Here is a 20380-nt window from a genome sequence, read left to right as displayed (position 1 = left end):
TGATATCGAGGCGGTCAGTTCCTTTCAGGATGCTCTAAATGCCGCACAAGTTCAACGCCGCTCGTCGTGACAATATCACGAAGCAAAAGCAACGGGTGACCAACTGGTCCGAATACAACGAAGGCCTGCGACAACGCGGTGATCTGACTGTTTGGATCAGCAAAGACGCGCTTGGCCTGTGGTCGGCACCGCCTCGGACAACCCGAGGTGACCAGCGTAAGTATTCGGACCTAGCGGTTGAGATTTGTCTGACGCTGGGCGTGGTTTTCAAACAACCGCTGCGCCAGACCCAAGGCCTGATGCGCAGTATCGCGGGGTTGCTTGGGGTTGAAATCGCAGTGCCTGATTTCTCCACCTTATCGCGCAGGAGCAGTGGGCTAACACTGCGTGCGACGCAGAAGCCCGGAGGCGGTAAGCCAGTCCATTTGGTCGTGGACAGTACTGGCCTAAAAATCTTCGGCGAGGGTGACTGGCTCGAGGAGAAGCACAAAATAAAGCGCAAACGGCGCTCTTGGCGCAAGCTCCACCTCGGTCTTGATTTTGTCAGTGGCGAGATCGTCTGCTGTGATTTAACCAAGGATGACGTCGGCGATCCGACGGCGCTGCCAGACCTGTTGGCTCAAGTCGACGGTCCTGTTGATCTGTTCCTCGCAGATGGAGTTTACGACGGAGAACCAATATCTGAATTGCTTGCCACTCGGTTTGGATCGCCGATCGACGTCACGATCCCACCTCCCACAAACGCAATACTGAGCCCCAATGCGGCCAAAGATCCAACGGAACGTGACTGGCATGTCGCCGAGATCGCAGCCCGCGGGCGGATGGCCTGGCAAAAAGCCACTGGCTACAATCACCGCAGCCGGGCGAAACTCTCATGGGCCGCTGGAAAACAGTTATTGGGCCGAAGCTAAAGGCGCGCAACTTCGAAAATCAGAAAACAGAAGCCAGGATTGGCGTTCGGGTTCTCAACCGGATAACCGGCCTTGGCCGCCCAAGTTTTGAACGCACCGCCTGAATTCCGTCTCGGGTAGGGCGCGTTCCGAGTTGACCTTGATCTATGCAACACGGCCTACCTGATGATCCCGCCGAATTGAGGGCTATGATCGCAGCATTGCGGGCGGAAAACGCCAAGATCGCAGCCACGCTGCGCGTCCATGATCAGCTGGTCCAGGCGCTTCGTTTGCAGATCGCCAAGTTGCAAAAGCTGGCATTCGGCAAATCCTCGGAAAAGATCAAACTCGAGATCGAGCAACTGGAACTGGCGCTCGAAGACCTGCTGGTTGCGGTGGCTGAAGACGATGATGCGCCCATCGATGAAGGGCAGACGAACCGTCGCCAGAGGAGCCTTCTGCGCCCGCTTTGCGCCACCGCCCGCGTGTGTATGATGCGACCTTGCGTGAACGGCGGGAGCTTGATCCTGGCACATGCTGTCCCGACTGTGGTGGCGATCTGCGCGTGGTGGGTGAGGATGTCAGCGAATTGCTCGATATGATCGCGGCGCAGATGAAAGTCATTCAGATCGCCCGCATCAAGAAATCCTGTCGCCGCTGTGAGAAGATGGTGCAAGAGCCCGCACCGAGCCGCCCGATCTCGGGCAGTATGGCGGGACCAAACCTGCTGGCCCACATTTTGGTCTCCAAATTTGATGATCACCTTCCCCTTTATCGCCAGCACGAGATCTTTGCCCGCATGGGCGCGGACATTCCTGAAAGCACACTTGTCGGTTGGTGCGGCCGCGCCATGAATACCCTCCTGCCTCTGATCGAGAGGATCGAGGCCGACATCATGGGCAGCGATCTGCTGCATGCCCCCTCTCGTGCATGTAAACATTTACTGCCGGGCAGTGGATGACACGCCGATCCGGGTGCTGGATCGCTCCCTGCGCGACAAAGGATTGGGCAAGGGTGTCAGGCAAGGCCGGATCTGGGCCTATGTGCGTGACCAGCGTCCTTGGGCGGGGGTCGCACCACCCGGTGCTGTCTATCGATTTGCGTCCAACTGGAAGGAAGAGCATGTTCTCAGCCATCTGGCCAATGCCCGCGGCATCCTGCAAGCGGATGGTTACAAGGTCTATGCCAAGCTCTACGAGCCTCAACCCGATGGTGTACCGCGTTTGCGCGAAGCGGCCTGTTGGGCGCACCTGCGACGCGATTTCCATGATTTTTGGACCTCAACCAAATCCGAGATCGCCCGCGAGGCGCTTGATCGGATTGGCAAGCTCTATGATGTTGATCGTAACATCAACGGCCAGTCTGCCGACGTCCGCCATGCCGCGCGTCAAAAGTTGAGCCAGCCAAAGGTCACAGCTTTCTTTGCCTAGTCCGAACAACAACTCCTGCGCATTCCGGGCAAGGGCGTTCTCGCCAAAGCCTTCCGGCTCTTCTCCGCTTTGTTGAGTAAGAAAAGATGCCGACCATCAAGTAACCTGTTGATATGTTAGGTTTCTGACAACTTTACATAGGGCAGGTATATGACCATCGACATCTCGCAACATGTTTTACGCCTGAAGGGGCAACGTGTAAATGAAATTGAGCTGGCTGAAGACGGTGCGAAGGTTATTGTTCAGTGCAGTCGGGATGCCCGCAGGAGCGCTATAGACAGCCGTGTTGCATGGATATGGCGAAGTCCGAGATTGCCCTTACCCATAATTTAGGTCATGCAACAGCCTCGTACTTGGCACGGCCGAGCCCGTTCATTTTGTTGAGAATGTTTGTCCCAATCCTGACTTCAGTTTTTTGGTTTGGAAAGTTCCGAGCTTTCAGTTTGGGGCCGATGACCATCTTCCAGCGGCCTATTTGTGCTTCGCCGCGGCTCCGGTGATTGTAGCCGCTGCTAACTTGCCATGCCAGGCGCCCTTTGTCTCGAATCTCCGCGATGTGTTTATCTCGGGGCGGAACGTGTCAACGACTTTGAGACAGTGGCTTTTGGACTTTAGGCTTGGGTTTCTTCGGTTGGTTTTGGTGGGTTGATCCAGACGGCGGTCGGGATTTGAGGCGGTTTTGGTGGTTTGTGTACGAAGCGTTCGGGCGTGGCGAGGAATGCCGCGTCTAGTGTTGCTTGTCGCGCGGTGTAGATTTCTTGGGCCTGCCCAAAATGGATTTGGTCGGGCGTCATCAGACCAATCCCGGCGTTATGATGGTCTTGGTTATACCATGCAAAGAACCTGCGGCAGAATGCGCGAGCCTGCTCGATGGTTTCAAAGTTCTTGGGGAACTCTGGCTGATATTTCAGTGTTTTGAAGTGGGCTTCGGAGAACGGGTTGTCGTTTGAGGTGTGGGGCCGACTGTGGGACTTGAGCACACCAAGATCAACCAGCATCAGGGCTGTCGTCTTTGCCTTCATGGGCCCACCGCGATCTGCATGCAATGTCAGCTGATCGCGTGGAACCTCGTGTTTTTCCATCGCGTCGATGAACAGCTCTTTGAACTGGCTGGCGCTCTCCGCGTGCTCGACGCGCCAGCCAACAACGCGGCGGCTGAAGATGTCGAGAATGACATAGAGATAGAAGTAGGACCATTTCACCGGGCCCATCAGCTTGGTGATGTCCCAAGACCAGACCTGATTGGGGGCTTCAGCTAGAAGTTCAGGCTTTTGATAGACGGGATGTGTGCGCTGTCGGCGGCGTTCGCCAACTTCGCCCTGCGCGGCCAATATCCGATACATCGTGCGGATTGAACACAGATAGGTGCCTTCATCCAGCAAGGTGGCAAAGACCTCTGTGGGCGTCTGATCCGCAAAGCGGGGTTCGCGCAGGTGGTGCAATACCTGGTCTCTTTCCCTTTCCGGTAGAGCCCGCGAAGACGCTGCGCGCGGTGGGCGTGTGCGTGGTGGTGCCGTCAGCGCCGCACGCTGTCGAAGAACGCTCGCGCGCGATAATGATAGCGCGGCGCAGACAGCCGAGGTCAAGCCGCTGCCGGTGGGCAATGCAATCGCGACGGCCATCATGATTTGCCGCTGCGCTCTTGCGTCTGCTCCATCTCGTCCAGAAGTCCCGCCACTTTTTTTTGGATGGCAATGATGGCTTCCGCCTGATCCAGACGGCGCCGCAAGGCTGTCACCTCACGGTTGGCCTTGGCCAGCTCAGTTTGCAATGGATTGGCAGGTGCCTTTTGTGGGCCACGGCGCATTGGCTGCAATGCACCCAATGTGCCGGCCGCCCGCGCACGGCGCCAATCGGTCAGTGCAGAGGAATAAAGCCCCTCCCGCCGTAGAATGGCGGAAACCCCGCCAGTGTCTGCCACTTGGTCCGTCTCATCCAGAATGCGCAGTTTGTATTTGGCTGTGAAGTTGCGTCGCTTCGGGATGCTCGTCAGTTCCGCTGTGGGAGCCAACGGCGCATTAACAACGCGGGGAGGCGACGTTGGGGCCAAAACGGCTCCAGATCCAGCATCTGGCGAAAGTGGTGATTGTGAAGGCATAACCATGGGTTCGTTCTCCTACGCCCTCAAGTGTAAACTTTAGCCAGTCAATTGTCTCACGCTTATTGGCACGGAGGGGGGCGTTGGATCACGGGCAGCATCGAGGCTGAGAACGGCCGTGATCGGAGGCGGAATTACAATCTCTATAGCTTCACCAAAACGGTCCACAAGCAGATCGCTGGTAGGATCGCCATCATAGGCGCCATCCGCCAAAAAGCGGCTAACAGGAGCGTCAATCTGATCGAGAAGTTCGGGCAAAGCAGTTGGGTCGCCTACGTCGTCTTTTGTCAAATCGGAGCAAACGATATCTCCAGTTGTGAGATCCAGTCCAAGGTGCAGCTTGCGCCACGACTTACGTTGGTTCTGTCGCAAAGTTTGGCGACGCATCAAAAAACTAGAATTTTGTTCTCCGCCTGACACATTTGGACGTCAAGTTCCCGAAAATTTTCTCTTGTGTGGCAGGAATTTTAGATAATTTGGCATTCCAGAGGCCTAAACTTAGGCCTGCGAAGAACAAAATTCTTCAAGAAAAAACTTTGCGACAGTACCACCATTATTGCGATGACGCATATCCTGCTGCCGTTCATGGTTTTGCCGCTTTATGCCGTAATGCGCGGGATCAATAACAGTTTCATGCGGGCCGCAATTTCCATGGGCAGCCGCCCCCTGAGTTATTGTCAAATCTGGTGTTTGAGACTTGTCGGTCATGCGGCGATCTTGCTGGGGTTGATGGCTTCAATTCCGTCTTTGAACGTGACGCCTGTGATGACTTTTGCGAAATAGCCCCAATTTGACTGACAACGTCTCAATCAAGAGAACCTGCCTCCGCCAAACCTGATAACGAAACGTCTCGTTCTCAGTACTCTCCCGCAAATTCTGATGGGGTCGGTTGGCCGTTATACATGCGCCAAGAACCGCTTTCGTCCATTTATATGTACGTAAAGGGTCACTGCGTTCAGAGTACTGGACAGAAACTTGACTCAACTCCTCATTAACAGTATTCGTTCAATATATTGGACGTAAGGATCTTCACGTCCATCTAATTAGACAATGGCGGTGCGACATGAAGCGCAAGAGAAGCTACTCACGGGTTACGAAGCAGGCTTTGTCTGTCTTCGGCAAACTGATCCGCGTCGGCCGCACTGAACGCGGCATGACGGCGCAAGACCTTGCGGACCGTGCAAACATTAGCCGCACGACACTGTACAACATCGAAAAAGGAGAGCCTGGCCCCGAGATCGGCACGGTCTTCGAGGTCGCGACGCTTGTCGGCGTTCGTCTGTTTGATGTCGATGAGAGCGAACTGGCCATTCACAATGCCCGCCTTGATGAAAAACTAACACTTCTTCCAAAGAGCGTCCGGGCATCCAAGCAGGAGGTCAACGATGACTTCTAAACTTGCTCAACACACCGATGCATTTGTCTGGATTTGGCTGCCGGAAAGCGCCGCCCCTGTCGTTGCAGGGCGCATCACTCAAGATGCTGACCGTATCGTCCTCAACTACGGCGCAAGTTACCTCGACCGTAAGGATGCAATACCGATATATGAGCCGGAACTCCCGCTTCGCCGAGGTATTATTGAGCCTGCGGCTGGGCTTTCGATGGCCAGCTGCATTCGCGACGGTTCTCCGGATGCTTGGGGTCGGCGTGTCATCATCAATCGTTTGGTGGGGGCAAAGGCTGGTGAGGCCGAAGTCGCCAACATCACAGAAATATCCTACCTGCTTGCATCCGGCTCTGACCGCATTGGTGCCCTCGATTTCCAAGCATCGGCGACAGAGTATGTGCCGCGTCAGAAATCCGAAGCGACATATGAGGAACTCATCGAGGCAGCCAGTCTCATTGAGAAAGGCGTCCCGCTGCCACCCGGCCTTGATCAAGCGCTCAACCATGGCACGTCTATCGGTGGCGCACGGCCCAAAGCGCTTATCGATCGCGGTGATCGCAAGTTGATCGCCAAATTCTCGGCAAGTGGAGACCTCTATAGCGTTGTGAAAGCGGAATTCATCGCAATGAAGTTGGCTACTGCGTGCGGCCTAGACGTCGCTTCCGTCTCGATGATCGAGGCGGGCGGCAAAGACGTGCTATTGATCGAGCGCTTTGACCGGACCCGCACAGGTGAGGATTGGCATCGCAAAACGATGGTGTCTGCGCTGACAATCCTTGGGCTGGATGAGATGATGGCGCGCTATGCCTCCTATGAGGATTTAGCCGAGATCATTCGTCACCGCTTCAACAAGCCCAAGGAGACGCTGCGAGAACTGTTTGGCCGGATCTGCTTTAATGTACTCTGCGGCAATACGGACGATCATGCCCGCAATCATGCAGCCTTTTGGGACGGCAAAATGCTCTCGCTATCCCCCGCTTATGACATCTGCCCGCAAGGTCGCACAGGGAATGAAGCGACACAGGCGATGCTCATCAAGGGGGACAACCGGATGAGCACACTGAGCAGTTGCCTTGCCGCAGCACCAGAATTCCTCCTCACGGACGAAGACGCCACCCAAATCATCAAACAACAGATCGTCACGATCGCCGATGAATGGGATGCGGTCTGCGCTCTGGCAAACCTCAACTTAACCGACAAAACTCTCTTTGGAGGGCGGCAATTCCTTAACCCGTACTGCATTGTCGGCTTAGGCCCAAACCACATCGCGCTCAGCAGTCTATTTGAACAATCGCGGGAGCAATTGTTGGGCTAACTTTATCTGTATAGGTTGAGGTCTTTTGAGACTCACGCGGCTTCGGCCTGAGTGATTCGAAGGTACTCCATCGGGTTCTGTCGCAAAGTTTTTGGGCTTTCCCGTCTGTTCGTAATGGGGCAATGCTTTTTGGGCAAACATAACGGGTCGGGGATGTAGGGCAATGATCGATTCCAAGGGTACGCACTTCCCGAAGGACGTGATCCTTTTCGCGATCTTTTTCTATCTCCGCTACCAGGTCTCCTACCGTGATCTTGAAGAGATCATGGAGGAACGCGGCGTTGATGTTGATCATGGGACACTGAACCGTTGGGTGGTTAAGTTTGCGCCGCTGCTGGCGACACAAGCGCAGTCGCGTAAGAAGCCGACTGCAGAATCTTGGCGTATGGATGAAACCTACATCAAGGTTAAAGGCAAATGGACCTACTATTACCGCGCTGTCGACAACACGGGGAAAACCCTTGATTTCATGCTGTCTGAGCGTCGCAACAAGGCAGCAGCCCGTCGATTCTTCAAGCGCGCGATTGGCACGAACGGCGTGCCTGACCGTGTTGTCATCGACAAGAGCGGCGCCAATCTGGCGGGTCTGGAAAGCGTCAATGTAATTCTGAAGTTCATGGGCTCCGGCAACACGATCAAGATCCTGCAGGTCAAATACCTCAACAACATCATCGAACAGGATCATCGCTTCGTAAAGAGGATCACGGGGCCGATGCTAGGCTTCAAGGCCTTCCATTCTGCCGAGGCGACCTTGGCTGGAATCGAGACTGCGCACATGATCCGAAAGGGGCAGCTCCATGCCAACGGTCTCACCGCGTTTCAGCAGTTTGCGGCGCTCGCAGCATAATTATGTCCGGGCGATGCCCGCACTCAAACGCCACCAAAATTTGCGACAGAACCCTGCGCAATCCGACGATCCACGAAGGCTTGTATATGGGGGAGCCGCTCGGCTTTGCGATTGAGGGAAGGGGTTCAAACCGAAACCTAAATTTGCAAATGCAGGCGGTTATCTGCCGTCTGTTGGTTGCCATTATTGGCGGCGCGGAAGCTGACTACGTGAGATCGGCTGTGACATCTCGACAGAATATAGGTCTCAGGCTGCCGTGAAGCCCCGGATTGTTTGCATATAGATGCCTGATCAAAGTCTCTTTCATCGAAACAGCGATAGTTCATAGCGGACTTTCAATTACGAAAGCTAAAGGGCAGCTCCGTCCGCTCTCCCGACCTTCACCAGCCGAAAATGCTGCAAGATGGACGAATGGCCGGTCTGGTGAAGCTGCACCGCAGCGCTCGACCACGAGGCGAACGACAGCTCAGGGCCGTGAGTGACGATGATGACGCCGCTGTTCCTGGTTGAGCCGCCGTGAACAAGCTGACTACGCAGAACGTACAGCCGGTCGAAGACGAAACTCAGAACACGCACGCTGTCGCCAGCCTGGAAAGACTGTGCGAACGACTTGGCAGAAGCTTTGAATCGATCCTCCCAGTCCTCGAATCCGTCGAATCCGTTGTCCGACGCCTCTGTCTGGAGGCCGCAGTATCCGCAAACGACGCACGCAGTCGGGTAAGAGCGGCTTCGCGGATCTGGCGAATACGTTCATGGGAAACGGAAAACTGTTCGCCCAACTCATACAGCGTTTTTGGCGTGTCAGACACATAGATTTCTATGATGATTTCCTGTTCCCTCTTTGAAAGCCGGTTTAGATGGAAGGACAGTGTGGTCCAGAAGGCACGGGAATCCAAACGTGCGCTAACTTCCTTTTCGACGTCCGCATCCGGATCCTCAAGCAGATCTTGCAGTTGCGCTGTGCCACCATCGTCACTGACGGGACGGTTTAGGGACCCATCTGGTGCGGCCAGTCTTTGTTGCATCAACACAACCTGTTCGGGCGTAACCCCAAGATCGGTCGCTATTCGATCAACAAGGTGTTCGGGCGGAACTTCGCCCTCAGCCACCAGTCGGGTTTCGACGCGCTTCAGGTTGTAGAACAACTTACGGCCGAATGCTGAATTGGGAAGCTTTACGAGGGACCAACCCTGGAGCTTGTAGTCCTGGATTTCCGCCCTGATCCACCAAGCCGCATAGGTGGAGAATCGAAAACCCTTGTCTGGGTCGAAGCGATCGGCCGCCTTCAACAACCCGATATTTGCATGTTGCAAAAGATCGCTATCGAGCTCGCGGCCTTTGCCCCCCGCTCGGCTGGTCGCCGCAATCGCAAGAGCTTGGTGCGAAGTGACCAGACGATTGCGGGCGGCGACATCGCCTTTGTCGCGCCAACATCTGGCAAGCCGTGCCTCGGTGGGCGCGTCAAGGAATTCTGGACGCGCCGTCTGATTGCGGGCCACGCGGGGTGCTGGGAAAGATTTGTTCATTTTCTACACATTTGATTTCGCTTCGATACTAGTATTGGCAAGAACTGCTTGTCAATACTAGTATCGAAAAGCTATCAATACTCCATGAATGACAGTCCAGCCAACACAGGAAAAATCACCGAACTACTCGTCTATTTTGGGCGGGCAGCACGCGGGACCGATGCAGGATCAGACCTGACGGCGGCGCAATGGACGGTGCTGTCAGACAAAAGCGAACCAGTCTGATTTTTCCAGCAACCTCAATCCGTTGGGCTACGCCAAGACCGCGCCACTCGGTAAGAGCGGCGGTGCGATTCAGCTTGAAATTTGATCGATTGTAGAGATGGCGCTCTTGGTTGAAATGGTTGTGAACGGAAGCGTGGACGGCGACGAATTTCTGTAAAGTTCGCATCCGCCTAAATCGAAGCATTGCCCACTCTCTTCGCCTAAATGGCTGGTGTGAATTCTCGGCTCTATTGTTGAACCAGCGGCCCGTTTCCTGTTTGTCCACATTGCCGATCACCTCCATCGCCACACCATACGGAAATCCACCCCACGAACAATCTGCTCAAGCGACTACCCTGAAGCAGCTTCCTGAATTTTTTTGAGCGTGGATGAGACTTCACCTAGAAGCCGTTCGTGAAAGGCACGGTCAATTTCGCCATCCGTGGGCCCACGTCCCAACGCCTGCGCCAGTTCAAAAAAGCCCTTGCCGGGGAGTCCATCCCCGCCGCGGCTGACGGCCCGCGCTGCGATGAAGGGTGCCGATAACGCTGCATCCACGCGCATTGTGGCCTCGAGTGCGGAGGTCACTTTGGCGATCGAACCCGGTGCCCAATATCCAAGCGCGCGCGCAAGTTTTCCGTAGGTAATTGGCACTTTGTCTTCGGGCAGGTTCTGGAGATATCGTCGAACTTGGTCAGCCAGCGTTTCCCCGACAGTGCCTTGAATCGGCCTTGCACGCGGTGGTGGTGCTTCGCGGGCTGTGCCATCAGCAAACACTTCTGCCGCCCAGGCTCTGACCGGCGTGCGCACTGTGATGCGGGTCTTTCCTGCGTGATCTTCAGTCCCGGTTTCGGAGGTGCTGACGATGTCACCGTTGCGCATGCCTGCGCGCAAGGTGTCTGGCGTCAGCCCAAGTTTCGGTGCGAGGTATTCGGGATCTATAATGATCTGTCCGTCTTCCCAGTCGATGGTCCCGGGTGGCAGTGGCCGGTTCAAGGTCGGAGACGTCCCCTGCGCACCCTCATAGAAAGGATTGGTTCCAGCATCGTGGTCCGTAAGATCTATGATTTCACCAATTGCCGGAAGGCCTGCACGCAGCATGGTTTCTATGCCCTGACGCAAGGTGGCGGATGAGGCAGCACATCCCTGACAGCCGCCAGACATCCGCAGATAGACATCACTGTTCTCAACGCGCTCGACGGCGACACTGCCACCGTGGCTGGCAATTGCTGGATTCGCCTCGCAGTCGAGCAGCTCAGCGACGGCAAGCAAAAGCAGCGCATCTTCACCCTTAGGCGCTTCGCTCCGTTGTCCCAATGGCAAGGCTTCGCTATCCAGAACATCCCGAATTGCAACCGCAATTGGGGCTTTCAACGCGGACCAATCCACATCCGTGCTGCGACTTACATAGATTGAAGCACCGTCAACCTCGACACGCTGCACACCCGAAATGGCAAATAATGCCCTCGCTAGCGGGGCGTCCGCGCTTGCATCGTCGTAGCATACTGATGTGCTGTCTTGGACGGGTGCCTCAAGAATAAAACGCAGGGTTTGCGGGTCTTTTACAGTGGGCTGTACCCGAATGCGGCGGCGCGTTGCAGGTTCAGACATCCTCAACCTCTACGCTTTGCATTGCGCGCAAGGCTTTGAATGTATAAATACCAGTGCTGTGCCCGTCGCTGAAAGCCAGCCCAAGGCCGTAATTTCCAAGGCTCCATATCCGTGTCGGCGTAATAGATTGAGGCACGCTGGAGGGATCAAGGATTGCCGCGCCGCTCATCTCGTCGCGACAGGCCGCACAGCGGCAATTCAGCCGAAGATCGCGCGACCCGATTGTTTGTTCATACCCGTCCTGCCAGCGGATCATCAGCCCAATTTCGTCGTGATCAAGTGAGACAGGCACGTCAGCGGCGCCACCATAGCTCAACGGGGCCGCTTCGGTGGGTTGTCCCGTACCCTCGGACACGTGCCAATCAAACGGCAACGCAAGGCCACCCCTCGCGGAACTGCCGCCGACCAGCGCCTCGGCGATCTTGACATAGACCAGTGCAGCCGCGCTGTTTGGATGGGCGATAACCATTGGCTTACCGGCGTCGCCTGAGTCTACAATTTCAGGTTCGATCGGCACCGCGCCCAAGAAAGGCATGCCGATTTCGCGCGCGATAGCTTCACCGCCGCCCTTGCTGAAGATATGCGTGACTTCACCGCAGGACCCGCAGGCAAAGCCGCTCATGTTCTCCACAATTCCAAGGATCGGGACGTTCACCTGTTGCATCATGCGCAGTCCGCGTCGCGCAATTTTCAGACTGACATCCTGCGGCGTGCTGACCACGACAGCACCCGTCAACGGAAACGCCTGTGCAAGCGTCAGCTGGATATCACCGGTTCCCGGGGGCAGGTCCAAAAGCAACACATCCAGCTCGCCCCACTCTACCTGAGCGACAAACATTTGCAGATATTTGGTCACCATCGGGCCGCGCAGGATAGCGGGGCTGTCATCGTCCGACAGCATTGCCATCGACATCACTTTAACGCCGAAGGCCTGCGCCGGGATCACTTTTTTGTCCGGTGACATGGCAGGGGGGCGATTGCCCGCAATGCCGAGCATTCCCGGAATGGAAGGCCCGTAAATATCAGCATCAACAACGCCGACCTTCAGCCCCATCTGGGCCAATGCCACAGCGATGTTGGTAGTTACGGTTGATTTACCGACGCCTCCCTTACCACTGCTGATTGCGATAAGCTTGCGTTCGCTTTTCCCGCCCTGTTGGCTGGACTCTGCTGCTTTTGCGTTCGTGTCTTGTTGCGTCATTGCGCGCGACCTTTTCTGATTTTATTCGATAGAATTGGTGAGTCTGGCACAACATCGCCACTGCCGAAGTTCACGCAAAGCTTGCCAACGTCGTCAGGCGCCAGTTCTGCCGCTATACAGGCGCAATAGCCCCCACCGTCTGATGATGTGTAGTGCGTACAGGCTTTGCACGTGCCGAACGCCTGCGCCCCTTTCAGTCCCGCGAGGGTTTCGGACAGGAGCGACAGAGTTGCCAAAAACGCTGCGCGTTCTTTCGGTTTGATGAGGTCTATCAGACGCATTAAATCTGCCAGCGGGTCCGCGTTAAGGGTTTCATTGCCTTGCTCGGTGATCTCAAGGCGAACACTCCTGCCGTCACGATCAGAACGAAACCGCGCAAGAAGCCCTTTCTCCTCCAGAGTTTTGATCGTCTGAGAGGCCGTTCCCCGCGTGGTAACCTGAAAGCTGGCGAACGCGGATGGTGTGCGCGACACTCGGTTGGCGCGCGCAAAAAACCGCAGGCAAGTCCATTGCGCCGCAGTCAGGGGGGACGCCAAGTCCTCACCACGCGAAGAACGCCCGATATGAATGAGGAGTTCGGCGATTTCGTCAGAGCCGCTTGATGTATATGTCATGGCCTTTTGATAGCGAAATCGAACCAGTTACACAATGATAGATCACTTTATATTAGATGGGATTTGATCGGTTGTAGAGATGGCGCTCTTGGTTGAAATGGTTGTGAACAGACGCGTGGACGGCGACGAATTTCTATAAAGTTCGCATCTGCCTAAATCGAAGCATGGCCCGCTCTCTTCGTCTAAATGGCTGGCGGGAATTCTTGGCTCGATTTTTGAGCCAGCGGCCAGTTTCCTGTTTGTCGGCGCTGCAGCGATGACCTTCATCGCTGCACCGTAGGAACGTAGGAACGTAGCTTGTCTGTGACGAAGATATGTGCGCAACCATGGCGTTTATGGTCTTCCTCAGGAATTTGAAGGCTGCCTTGCGATCACGGCGCTTTGTGATGAAGCTTTCCAGAACTTCTCCTTCGTGATCCACAGCCCGCCAAAGATAGTGCGTCTCGCCGTTGATCTTCATGAACACCTCATCCAAGTGCCACTGCCAATTTGAATATGCGCGCATCTGGCTGATCCTTTTCTCGCGGATCTATGCGGCAAACAGCGGGCCAAATCTGTTCCACCAAAACCGAACCGTTTCGTGGCTGATGTCGATGCCACGCTCAAGCAACAGATCCTCCACGTTCCGAAACGACAACGGGAAACGGACATACATCATCACGGCCAGGCGAATGACCTCCGAGCTCGTCTTGAAGTAGCGAAAAGGGCTGCGTTTTGTCATCCCGTAACGCCAATTGCTCACCCTGCCCGCCTCAACCGATTTTGCTCTGACAGTGCCCACCTCATGCCTCCGCCGCCAGTGACTTGCGTCGCCAGTTGATAAGGCCACCCTCCAGAATCACCGCAATCTGCTTCTCGGTGAGGCCGTGTCTGGTGGAAATGGCGCCTTTGCCCTCGACCTCAAGGATGACATCGCCGCCGCTTGCCAGCGTTTGATGCAGGTCCCGCGCGATGAGCACGTCACCTTGCTCAAGCCGCTCATAGTCCTTCGGTTCGGCAAATACGAGCGGCAGAACACCGTAGTTGACTAGATTCTGCCGATGGATGCGCGCGAAACCTTTGGCCAGTACGAGCCTCAAACCGAGGTTGCGTGGTGCTACTGCCGCATGCTCACGCGACGAGCCCTGGCCATAATTGTCACCAGCCATCACCGAATGACCTGTTGTGCTACGCACTGCACGCGCGTGCTCAACATAGCCCGTGTCAATGCGCTCGAACGAAAACTCCTCAATCTTCTGGATATTTGAACGGAAAGGCAGCACCTTCGCGCCCGGTGGCATGATCTCGTCAGTCGAGATGTCATCGCCCATCTTCAGGATCGCCGGCAATTTGAGCGTGTCAGGCATCGGGTCGAACACTGGAAGCGATTTGATGTTCGGCCCCTTGACCACCACGACAGAACGAGCTTCATCCTGTTGGGGTGGTGCATCGAGCATCGCCACTGTCATGACGGTCTTCTCTGGATATCTAAGTCGCGGGTAAGGCATATCGAGAGATCGGGGATCGGTTATCTTGCCCGTAAGCACCGAGGCAGCGGCGGTCTCGGGAGAGCAGAGGAACACAGAATCTTCCCTGGTCCCCGATCGGCCCGGAAAGTTGCGCGGCACTGTTCGCAGTGAATTGCGTCCGACCGCGGGGGCCTGCCCCATGCCGATGCACCCGTTGCAGCCAGCCTGATGTATCCGTGCCCCGGCGGCCACCATGGCACCGAGACGGCCGTCGGCGATCAGGATTTCGAGAGTTTGACGCGAGGACGGGTTAACGTCGAAGGAAACCGCCGGCGGGACCACCTTTCCACGCACGATATCGGATACAACTGCGAAGTCACGCCAGCCCGGATTGGCCGACGATCCGATATAGGCCTGATAGATATCTTCACCCTCGACCTCGCTGACAGGCACGACGTTGCCCGGGCTTGACGGCTTGGCAATTAAGGGCACAAGAGTTGAGAGGTCAATCTCGTCATGAAAACCATAAGCACAGTCGCTGTCGGCGGTGAGCTCAGCCCAGTCCGCGCCTCTTCCCTCGCTTTCGAGAAAGCGCTTAACCTCTTGGTCAGATGGGAAAACTGTCGATGTCGCGCCCAATTCCGCGCCCATATTGGCAATTACATGACGATCCATCGCGGTGAGGTCAGCCAAGCCGGGGCCGTAATATTCGATGATCTTGCCGACCCCGCCCGAGACCCCGTGCCGACGCAGCATCTCGAGGATCACGTCCTTGGCACTGACCCAGTCGGGAAGCTTGCCCACGAGTTTGATGCCGAAAGTCTCAGGCATGGCCGTCTCAAAAGTTTCGCCCGACATGGCAAGCGCCACATCGAGGCCACCCGCTCCGATTGCCAGCATGCCAAGCGCGCCGGCCGCAGGCGTGTGGCTGTCAGACCCCAGTAGAGAAGCACCGGACCTGCCGAAGCGCTGCATATGCACCATGTGGCTAATGCCGTTGCCTGGCCGCGAGTACCAGACCCCAAGGCGCCGGCAGATGCTTTCGAGGAACAAGTGATCGTCTGGATTCAGATTATCGGTTTGCAGCAAGTTATGATCAACATACTGGACGCTGACCTCGGTTTTTACACGGTCGAGCCCGATCGCCTCCAGTGACAGCATGGCAAGGGTTCCCGTGGCGTCCTGGGTCAGGGTCTGGTCGATCCTAAGTTCAATTGGGGCACCCGGCGTCATTTCGCCAGCGACCAGATGCGATTGGATCAGTTTTTGTGCAACATTAAAATTCATGACATTCTCCATATTCGTTACTCATTTGCCAGCAGTTTTGGCAACAGGATGCATCCCCATCAGATTTCCTTCGGTAGCGTTAACCCAATGTGCGCCGTCCGGATCGTGCTTAAGAGTGACAACTGAGGGATCAAGAGACGTGTCTCTCAGGGCCTTTGGATGTCTACTTTCTTCACGATATTTAATATCGTTTCAAAACCATATTGACAAGATATAAGTTTTGAATCTATGATAAAGTAGTTTCGTTTTGATACTATAAAGCCCGCAGATATGGTGGTGGGGGCAAGACGCAAAATAGCTGCAACGTCAATATGAGTGTCTGGACCCCGAACTGCCAACGTACAAACAAACAACATCCCCAGTATTCGCGTTCATTCCATCACAACTGCGAGCAATACAAAGGAGAATTTAATGGATCAGAAAACTATGCTCAAAACCATCAAATCGCAGACCAAAAAATGAGATTGTACTTTACGTGAAGGACGCGACGGAAGCGCCGCAATGTGGTTTTTCATCTGCGGTGTCGGAGTTTCTGGCTGACCTGAAACTTCCTTACAAAAACATAAACGTGCCTGAACATAACGAGATCAAAGAAAGAGTGAAGAAATTTACCAATTGCCCCACAATCCCGCAATTGGATGGAAGATGACGGTTCGTCAGGGGTTACGACATCGCTTGCAGTCTCATGAAAGCGACGAGTTGGGAAAGTTTATGATGGACGAGGCCCTGTTGCATAAAGTCAGGGAGAAAGGACATGCTAATGACACCTGCTATATCAACAAGCGGTAAACACACTGCATATGACTGGGACACAAAATTGCTGCCTGTAGCCTCATGGCACGTACCAAAACTCGCCGATCCGGTGGTTGAGATTGCGAAACAGGTCGTTTACGTCTGTTTTCCCATTGTTCTTCCAGGAGAGGACGGCTGCGTCATTCCCTTCGGCCAGTATCGCCTTACAACGCATAGCTTAAGCAAACCTCAAAGCGGGTGGCCTCATGAGGCAATGCTTGTGAATGGAGACAACGCGGCGAGCATCTGCCTAACCACTCAGCAGTTAAATTACATCGCTCAAGACACCGATGTGGAGATTTACTAGGATGGTTCAACTTCGCTTGCCAGCCAATTCACGGATGACCCACGGTCATATTTGGTCAAAACCTGTCAACGCCGTGAGAACGAAATCTTTCAAGGTCTACCGCTGGAACCCGGACGACGAAGAGAATCCCCGCATAGACTCCTATGCCGTGGATCTCGACACCTGCGGCCCAATGGTTTTGGACGCTCTCATCAAGATCAAGAACGAAATCGATCCAACACTGACTTTCCGGCGGTCCTGCCGGGAGGGCATTTGTGGCTCCTGTGCTATGAACATTGATGGCATCAACACACTGGCATGCATACAATCTATCAGTGATATCAGGGATGATGTGAAAGTTTATCCGTTGCCACATATGCAAGTCGTCAAGGACCTAGTGCCGGATCTGACACATGCTTACGCACAATATGCGTCAATCGAGCCTTGGCTTAAAACCGATACGCCGACGCCCGAGCACGAGCGCCTACAGAGTCCTGCAGACCGTAATAAGCTAGAAGGGCTGGACAGCTGCGTTCTCTGTTTCTGCTGCACCGCCTCTTGCCCCAGCTACTGGTGGAATGGCGACAAAGACGGAACTGATGAATTTCTGGGCCCAGCGGCGCTTCTGCAATCTCATCGTTGGATCTCTGACAGCCGAGATAAGGCGACGGACGAACGGCTTGAAGATCTTGAAGGCCCATTCAAACTCTATCGCTGCCACACGATTATGAATTGCGCAGTTACCTGTCCTAAGGGCCTTAATCCGGCAAAGGCAATAGCTGAGATCAAGAAACGCATGCTCAAACGCAAAGTGTAAAACTGGACACAAATCTTCTGCCAATACAAATTTGCCTATCAGAATGCTGAGTTTGGGGTTTCCTTCACTAGTATCAAAAATATTTCGCTCAATGCTTTCGCATTGGCCTCACAATTGGTGGGACTAAATCAATACTCCAGAAAACTGGTAATCGCAGGAAGTAGTCTATGATCCAAAGCTCGGGCCCCGATGGTTGCCGAGACAGTCTGGTTTACAGTGAACAGTTTATCGATCTTATTCCTGATTGTCTGAACCCATCGAAAGGCATTAACGACATCGAAAAATTGATAGCTAAGCACCTGATGTCAACATCGAAGAGATCCTTTCAGATGCTCAGCCTAAAAATGCTGCAGCGCGTTCTCGCAAGAGCGTTTCGGACACAAATTAAAGGCCTCACATGACTTACGTAGTAACGGAATCCTGCATCAAGTGCAAATATACGGACTGTGTTGAAGTCTGCCCCGTTGATTGCTTTTACGAAGGCGAGAACATGCTCGTCATTCATCCGGACGAATGCATTGATTGCGGCGTCTGCGAACCGGAATGTCCTGCAGATGCAATCCTTGCTGACACCGATCAAGGTGCCGAGACTTGGCTTGAACTCAATAGCAAATTTGCCGCCAAATGGCCGAACATCATCCAACAAAGTGAGGCTCTGGCCAATGCTGAAGAATATGACGGGATGGAGAACAAGTTCGACAAGTATTTCAGCTCGAAGCCCAGATAATTAGAACCTAATTTTATTTACGACTGATCCGCAAGTTCATGGCCATGTGTCAATCTGGACAAAACGTCGCCTTGGTAGGACATTTAAGCACCAAATGGAGTGCGTTGGCTGCTAAGCCTGCACGAATTGTGGGAAATTCAATGTTTTTAGTAACTCCCAAGCACCCCAGCCGATAACGGGTTTTTGTCAGTTTTGATGTGAGTCTCCTTGGTTATTAGGCGCATGAATTTTCTGTTGTGGTCTGAATTTCGTGGCGCTGTGACGATTTCTCTGAATCATTGGTGGAATGGACCAAGTTACTGCTCTTGAACAACTCCTCGCCACGGCTCTGCGCAGGATCGCCGAGTTGGAAGCCGCGTTGGCGAGCATGGCGCAAGAGAATGCGGATCTGCGGCGTCAGTTGGCCAAGAACAGCAGTAATAGTAGCAAGCCGCCTTCGAGTGATGGGTTGAAGAAGCCGGTACCGCGTAGCCTGCGTGGTAAGTCCGGTAAGAAAAGTGGTGGCCAAGTTGGCCACCGAGGCGACACCCTACGTCAGACAGCAACGCCTGACTTTGTGGAGCGACATGAGGCTGAGGCCTGTGGCACCTGTCAGCATGGCTTGACGGCTGGGATGATCAAGGCGGTGGAGAGGCGTCAGGTTTATGACATACCGGTGCCGCGTCTGGAGGTCACAGAGCATCAGGCAGCGATTTATTGTTGTGGCCATTGCCGAGCCACGACGACAGCCACCTTTCCCGATGGCGTGAATGCACACGTGCAATACGGTAAGCGCATTCGGGCGGCGGCGGTCTACTGCAATGTTCAGCAGCTGATCCCCGAGGATCGGGTCTGCCAACTCCTGCGTGATTTGTTTGGTGCCACCAGCCTATGCGCGGCCAGCGTGACCAACTGGGTGAACGGCACAGCGCGTACCTTGGGTGGCGTCGTCGAACACATTCTGGCCCGGCTCAATGAAGGCGGCGTTCGGCATCTGGATGAGACCGGACTTCGTGTTGCTGGTAAGCTGCACTGGCTGCACTCAATCAGCGATCTCGCCTTCACGCATTATCGCATCAGCGCCAAGCGCGGTGCTGTTCCATCCTTCCTGACCGGCGGGACAATTGTTCATGACCACTGGAAGTCCTATTACGCCCATATGAGTGGGGTGGACGCGCACGCCCTGTGCGGGGCGCATCATTTACGGGAACTCAAGGCCATCGAAGAAATCGAAAAGGAGCCGTGGGCGTGCGCGATGAGCGTGCTGCTCAACAGCGCCAATCAGCTCAAGTGCGCGGCTCAGGGGCGAGGCGAGACCGAACTCCCCACGTCGGTTCACCACGGCATCCTCACCAAATACATGGCGATCCTCACCGAGGGCCTCGCCTTCCATGAGCGACAAGACCCACTGGCTAGACGCACTGGTGCGCGAGGCCGAAAAGCCAGGCGGCCAGGCCATAACCTTCTGGTCCGCTTGCGCGACTACCGTGATGACGTCCTAAGGTTCCTTACGGACTTCACAGTTCCCTTCACCAACAATCAGGCCGAACGGGACCTGCGCATGATGAAGTTGCGCATGAAAATCTCGGGAACTTTCCGCACCCTCGAGGGCGCGCAGGTCTTCGCTGACATCAGATCCGTCATCTCGACGGTCAGAAAACACGGGGGCAATATCCTCGAAACACTCACCCTATCACCACAACAGATCATCGCTCGGCTCTAACGTCGCAAGGGCAACACAAAACCCGATATCCGATGGGGTCCTTGGGAGTTACTGTTTTTATCTATTAACATTGTCCAAAAATACGCAATCCTGTGGATCGGACTCATTGGGACCGAGTTGGGAATCATAGCGAAACAAGGTCGCGCAATAGGGGCAGAGAATTGGGTTCTGTCGCAAAGTTTTTGGGCTTTCCCGTCT

General features: G+C 54.8%; 18 protein-coding genes and 6 pseudogenes. 12 read left to right on the top strand and 12 right to left on the bottom strand.

Annotated elements, in window-relative coordinates; genetic code table 11:
- Positions 1-38 precede the first annotated feature (38 nt).
- From OA238_RS27945 to OA238_RS31135, 3 pseudogenes are all read left to right on the top strand, one after another.
- Positions 39-1015 (top strand): annotated as a pseudogene (locus OA238_RS27945) (IS5 family transposase).
- Positions 1016-1057: 42 nt separating this feature from the next.
- A pseudogene (gene tnpC, locus OA238_RS35395) lies at positions 1058-2317 on the top strand (IS66 family transposase); the annotation flags it as partial.
- A gap of 153 nt (positions 2318-2470) precedes the next feature.
- A pseudogene (locus OA238_RS31135) lies at positions 2471-2599 on the top strand (ISL3 family transposase); the annotation flags it as partial.
- A gap of 55 nt (positions 2600-2654) precedes the next feature.
- On the opposite strand, the pseudogene OA238_RS34395 reads toward OA238_RS31135, so the two are convergent.
- The 4 genes and pseudogenes from OA238_RS34395 to OA238_RS33275 all read right to left on the bottom strand — a co-directional run.
- Positions 2655-2891: pseudogene (locus OA238_RS34395) on the bottom strand (IS5 family transposase); the annotation flags it as partial.
- 40 nt (positions 2892-2931) lie between these two features.
- A protein-coding gene (locus tag OA238_RS27930) for an IS3 family transposase (RefSeq protein WP_085982824.1) occupies positions 2932-4424 on the bottom strand; the annotation gives its coding sequence in 2 pieces (ribosomal slippage) (positions 2932-3974 and positions 3974-4424; 1494 coding nt in all).
- 72 nt (positions 4425-4496) lie between these two features.
- Positions 4497-4778: pseudogene (locus OA238_RS27920) on the bottom strand (transposase); the annotation flags it as partial.
- A 138-nt stretch (positions 4779-4916) separates the two neighbouring features.
- Positions 4917-5126, bottom strand: coding sequence for a hypothetical protein (locus tag OA238_RS33275; protein WP_187293225.1), 210 nt, complete (start codon positions 5124-5126; stop codon positions 4917-4919).
- A 355-nt stretch (positions 5127-5481) separates the two neighbouring features.
- Between OA238_RS33275 and OA238_RS27910 the strand changes: the two genes are divergently transcribed.
- The 3 genes from OA238_RS27910 to OA238_RS27900 all read left to right on the top strand — a co-directional run bounded on the left by OA238_RS27910 (position 5482) and on the right by OA238_RS27900 (position 7967).
- Entirely contained in the window at positions 5482-5814 is a 333-nt protein-coding gene (locus OA238_RS27910; protein ID WP_015497763.1) for a helix-turn-helix transcriptional regulator, read from the top strand.
- Positions 5804-7120, top strand: coding sequence for a type II toxin-antitoxin system HipA family toxin (locus tag OA238_RS27905; protein ID WP_015497762.1), 1317 nt, complete (start codon positions 5804-5806; stop codon positions 7118-7120). The genes OA238_RS27910 and OA238_RS27905 overlap by 11 nt, the downstream gene beginning before the upstream one ends.
- A 163-nt stretch (positions 7121-7283) precedes the next feature.
- Positions 7284-7967: an IS6 family transposase gene (locus OA238_RS27900; RefSeq protein ID WP_015497761.1), complete on the top strand. Its 684-nt coding sequence runs from the start codon at positions 7284-7286 to the stop codon at positions 7965-7967.
- A gap of 563 nt (positions 7968-8530) precedes the next feature.
- On the opposite strand, the gene OA238_RS27895 is transcribed toward OA238_RS27900, so the two are convergent.
- The gene (locus OA238_RS27895) at positions 8531-9493 is read right to left on the bottom strand and encodes a sigma-70 family RNA polymerase sigma factor (RefSeq protein ID WP_015497760.1); all 963 of its coding nucleotides are present in this window, start codon (positions 9491-9493) and stop codon (positions 8531-8533) included.
- 84 nt (positions 9494-9577) lie between these two features.
- On the opposite strand from OA238_RS27895, the gene OA238_RS33270 reads away from it, so the two are divergent.
- Entirely contained in the window at positions 9578-9718 is a 141-nt protein-coding gene (locus OA238_RS33270) for a hypothetical protein (protein WP_187293224.1), read from the top strand.
- Between the two features lie 25 nt (positions 9719-9743).
- On the opposite strand, the pseudogene OA238_RS31130 reads toward OA238_RS33270, so the two are convergent.
- The 7 genes and pseudogenes from OA238_RS31130 to OA238_RS27870 all read right to left on the bottom strand — a co-directional run.
- A pseudogene (locus tag OA238_RS31130) lies at positions 9744-10013 on the bottom strand (DDE-type integrase/transposase/recombinase); the annotation flags it as partial.
- Positions 10014-10048: 35 nt separating this feature from the next.
- The gene (locus OA238_RS27890) at positions 10049-11308 is read right to left on the bottom strand and encodes a DUF6522 family protein (RefSeq protein ID WP_015497759.1); all 1260 of its coding nucleotides are present in this window, start codon (positions 11306-11308) and stop codon (positions 10049-10051) included.
- Complete coding sequence (locus OA238_RS27885) at positions 11301-12509, bottom strand: P-loop NTPase (protein WP_015497758.1); 1209 nt, start codon at positions 12507-12509, stop codon at positions 11301-11303. Before OA238_RS27885 ends, OA238_RS27890 begins: the two co-directional genes overlap by 8 nt.
- A complete protein-coding gene (locus OA238_RS27880; protein ID WP_015497757.1) occupies positions 12506-13123 on the bottom strand; it encodes a MarR family winged helix-turn-helix transcriptional regulator in 618 nt (205 codons plus the stop codon). Before OA238_RS27880 ends, OA238_RS27885 begins: the two co-directional genes overlap by 4 nt.
- Positions 13124-13256: 133 nt before the next feature.
- Positions 13257-13628 carry a DDE-type integrase/transposase/recombinase gene (locus OA238_RS34390; protein WP_083906921.1) on the bottom strand — a complete coding sequence of 124 codons (372 nt, stop codon included), beginning with the start codon at positions 13626-13628 and terminating at the stop codon, positions 13257-13259.
- Positions 13629-13652: 24 nt separating this feature from the next.
- On the bottom strand, positions 13653-13844 hold the full coding sequence (locus OA238_RS34385; protein WP_245581591.1) for a hypothetical protein: 192 nt from the start codon (positions 13842-13844) through the stop codon (positions 13653-13655).
- A gap of 61 nt (positions 13845-13905) precedes the next feature.
- The gene (locus OA238_RS27870; protein ID WP_015497756.1) at positions 13906-15858 is read right to left on the bottom strand and encodes an aconitate hydratase; all 1953 of its coding nucleotides are present in this window, start codon (positions 15856-15858) and stop codon (positions 13906-13908) included.
- A gap of 475 nt (positions 15859-16333) precedes the next feature.
- Between OA238_RS27870 and OA238_RS35390 the strand changes: the two genes are divergently transcribed.
- From OA238_RS35390 to tnpC (OA238_RS27840), 5 genes are all read left to right on the top strand, one after another.
- Positions 16334-16507, top strand: a complete 174-nt coding sequence (locus OA238_RS35390; RefSeq protein ID WP_187293223.1) for a glutaredoxin domain-containing protein — start codon at positions 16334-16336, stop codon at positions 16505-16507.
- Positions 16508-16618: 111 nt separating this feature from the next.
- A complete protein-coding gene (locus tag OA238_RS27860; RefSeq protein WP_044039154.1) occupies positions 16619-16957 on the top strand; it encodes a hypothetical protein in 339 nt (112 codons plus the stop codon).
- Between the two features lies 1 nt (position 16958).
- Positions 16959-17753: a succinate dehydrogenase iron-sulfur subunit gene (locus tag OA238_RS27855; RefSeq protein WP_015497755.1), complete on the top strand. Its 795-nt coding sequence runs from the start codon at positions 16959-16961 to the stop codon at positions 17751-17753.
- Between the two features lie 397 nt (positions 17754-18150).
- Positions 18151-18480, top strand: coding sequence for a ferredoxin FdxA (gene fdxA / locus OA238_RS27845; protein ID WP_015497754.1), 330 nt, complete (start codon positions 18151-18153; stop codon positions 18478-18480).
- Between the two features lie 286 nt (positions 18481-18766).
- Positions 18767-20182, top strand: a complete 1416-nt coding sequence (gene tnpC, locus OA238_RS27840) for an IS66 family transposase (RefSeq protein WP_015494436.1) — start codon at positions 18767-18769, stop codon at positions 20180-20182.
- Positions 20183-20380 lie beyond the last annotated feature (198 nt).

The organism is Octadecabacter arcticus 238 (genome assembly GCF_000155735.2).
Lineage (GTDB): Bacteria > Pseudomonadota > Alphaproteobacteria > Rhodobacterales > Rhodobacteraceae > Octadecabacter > Octadecabacter arcticus.
The sequence above is the reverse complement of the archived record's forward strand: the minus strand, read 5'-3'. Positions and strand labels throughout refer to the sequence as shown.